At 57.6% G+C, this 898-nt stretch carries 1 protein-coding gene; it reads right to left on the reverse strand.

All coding sequences use genetic code 11. From position 1 onward, the window contains the following. Window positions 1-859 (reverse strand): helicase associated domain-containing protein (locus ACRWND_RS30865; RefSeq protein WP_431955284.1); only part of this gene is annotated, 859 nt, incomplete at its 3' end. Window positions 860-898: the final 39 nt, after the last annotated feature.

An 898-nucleotide genomic window follows, 5' to 3' on the forward strand; every position in this document is an offset into this window, starting at 1 on the left:
TCCAGCGCATACTCATTCCGTCGAGTATGGCCCGCTTGGCGTCGTCAAGCTCTATGCGGCCGCGGCGTACATCCTTGATCCAGCTTCCCAGAGATATATACTCGCCGTCGACCGGCTCCTTCCAGTCGGACGGTACCTTGAGGTCGCCTTCTCTTTTGTAAAACTGCTCGGCGGCTTGCAGCCTCAACTGGATGTCAATGCGCTTGCGTATTTTGTCCCAGCGCATTCCCAATTTGTCGAGTTTTTCCCGCGTTTCGTCGTCAACCTTCGTTTCGCTGCCGCGTACATGCTTGAGCCAACTTCCGAGAGATACATACTCGCCGTCGACCGGTTCCTTCCAGTCGGACGGTACGTTGAGGTGGCCTTCTCTTTTGCGAAACTGCTCGGCGGCTTTCAGTCTCAACCGGGTGGTGGCAGGGTTGCCTTCTACTGGCTCCCAGCGCATTCCCAATTTGTCGAGTTTTTCCCGCGTGTCGGCGTCAACCCCCGTGTGTTCTTTGCGCACATCCGCAATCCAGTCTCCGAGAGATATATACTCGCCGTCGACCAGCTCCTTCCAGTGGGACGGTACCTCGAGGTTGCCTTCTCTTTTGTGGAACTGCTCGGCGGCTTGCAGCTTCATCTGGGTGTCAGTGTTGCGTATATTTCCCCAGCGCATTCCCAATTTGTCGAGTTTTTCCCGCGTGTCATCGCTAACCTCCGCGCGGCCGCGGCGTACATCCTTGATCCAGCTTCCCAGAGATATATACTCGCCGCCGACCGGCTCATTCCAGTCGGACGGTACCTCGAGGTTTCCTTCTCTTTTGCGAAACTGCTCGGCGGCTTGCAGCCTCAACGGAGTAAGAGGGCTGTCTTCCACGCTGTGGTGGCGGGTTCCGCCGGGGAAGCCGACGGGGCC

The sequence above is a fragment of the Actinacidiphila sp. bgisy167 genome, from assembly GCF_965342175.1.
In the GTDB taxonomy this organism is placed as follows: Bacteria; Actinomycetota; Actinomycetes; order Streptomycetales; family Streptomycetaceae; genus Actinacidiphila.